The sequence below is a fragment of the Candidatus Pelagibacter communis genome (assembly GCF_001179985.1).
Classification (GTDB): domain Bacteria; phylum Pseudomonadota; class Alphaproteobacteria; order Pelagibacterales; family Pelagibacteraceae; genus Pelagibacter; species Pelagibacter ubique_J.
Map to the genome: position 1 here is coordinate 1 of NZ_CVSI01000025.1, position 1,694 is coordinate 1,694.

The window sequence follows — 1,694 nt, forward strand, 5'->3', positions numbered from 1 at the left end:
TAAAGGTAACAACAATATTATCAACATTATTGATCAAAGAGTTTTTAAACTAACTCCATATTTTTTTTCTTATACCTTAAGCAAAGCTGGTCTTTATACTATGACTAAAACAAGTGCGATGAGTTTTGCGCCAAGGATAAGAGTTAATGGTATTGCGCCGGGGCCTACTATTAAAAATAAAAGACAGTCTGTTGCCCACTTTAAAAAACAGTATCTAGCTACACCACTAAGAAGACAGGTAAATGTTAATGATATTTGTAATGCAGTTGACTTTTTAATTAAAAATAGATCTATTACTGGTCAAGTTTTAGCGCTAGATAGCGGGCAGAGTTTGAATTGGCAAACTCCTGATGTATTAGGTGGTAAAGAATGAAGAAAAATAATATCGAAATTTTTAGAATAGGTAAAACAAAAAACCTATTTAATTACGAAAAAAAAGTTTTAATCAAAGAGCTAATTTTAAATCTAAAACTTGGTTATTATGATTTTGAGAAAGAAAAGCCTCAAAAAGTAAAGTTTTCACTAGAAATTGATTACCAAGATAAAAAGCCATCTAATGATAAAGATTTAAAATCTATAGTAAATTATTCAAAAGTAGTTCGACTTATAAAGAAACTGGTAAAAAATAAACATTATAATTTTCTAGAAACCCTAGCAGAAGACGTGTTTGATGAGATTTTTAAAGACAAAAGAATTGAGAAAATAAATCTTAAAATAGAAAAACTTGAAATAATGAAGGACTGCTCGTCAGTTGGCATTCAAATTTCAAAAAAAAGAAGTTATGACAAATTCTGATACAGGAAAAGATATTATAAAGAAAGAAATACCGTTAATCGCTAAATTGCCAGGTGTTTACAAAATGCTGAATGAGAAAAATGAGGTTTTGTATGTTGGGAAAGCAAAAAATTTACCTAATAGATTGAAAAGTTATTTATCAGAAAAAAATCTTATTATTAGGACTGAAAGAATGTTATCTCAAACTAGAAAACTTGAAGTAACAACAACTTCAAACGAAAGTGAAGCTTTATTATTAGAGGCCAATTTAATTAAAAAATATAAGCCAAGATTTAATATATTATTGAGAGATGATAAATCGTTTCCTTTCATTTTTATTAGTAACAAAGAAAAATGGCCACAAATAAAAAAACATAGAGGGAAAAAGGACAAAGAAGGTTTTTTCTTTGGTCCGTTTGCGTCTGCAGGTTCTGCAAATTGGACCATAAAAATGATCCAAAAAATATTTCAGTTAAGAATTTGTGATGACACTGTATTTAAAAATAGGGAAAGACCATGCATATTATATCAAATTAAAAGATGCTCTGGTCCTTGTGTAAATTTTATTCACGAAAATGACTATAAAAAATCTGTAGATGATGCTATTGACTTTGTCTCTGGAAAATCAAGAAAAATTCAAAAAAGTTTATCGGCACAAATGGAAACTGCTAGCGATGAACTAGATTTTGAAAAAGCTGCAATACTTAGGGATAGAATTAAATCACTCAATATTATTCAGTCATCTCAGAGAATTAATGAAGCGAATTTAGTAGAGGCTGATGTTATTGCTGGTTACAAAGAGTCTGGTAAAACTTGTATCCAAGTTTTTTTTTATAGATCTAAACAAAATTGGGGTAATCAAGCTTTTTTTCCCAAACATGATCCAGATGAAAATTTAAGTAATATAATTAATTCTTTCG

3 protein-coding genes are annotated in these 1,694 nt (G+C 28.7%); all 3 read left to right on the top strand.

The genetic code is table 11. The annotated features are described in order from the left end of the window. Window positions 1-373 (top strand): SDR family oxidoreductase (locus tag AMN80_RS01125; RefSeq protein WP_143323368.1); only part of this gene is annotated, 373 nt, incomplete at its 5' end. Continuing rightward, a complete protein-coding gene (locus AMN80_RS01130) occupies window positions 370-795 on the top strand; it encodes a dihydroneopterin aldolase (protein WP_075520189.1) in 426 nt (141 codons plus the stop codon). The genes AMN80_RS01125 and AMN80_RS01130, both read left to right, overlap by 4 nt. Beyond that, a partial coding sequence (gene uvrC, locus AMN80_RS01135) for an excinuclease ABC subunit UvrC (protein ID WP_075520190.1) occupies window positions 782-1,694 on the top strand: 913 nt, incomplete at its 3' end. The genes AMN80_RS01130 and uvrC, both read left to right, overlap by 14 nt.

What these genes read in the sequence shown, in the direction of transcription:
- AMN80_RS01130 (WP_075520189.1), top strand. Translation starts at nt 370, where the DNA reads ATGAAGAAAAATAATATCGAAATTTTTAGAATAGGTAAAACAAAAAAC.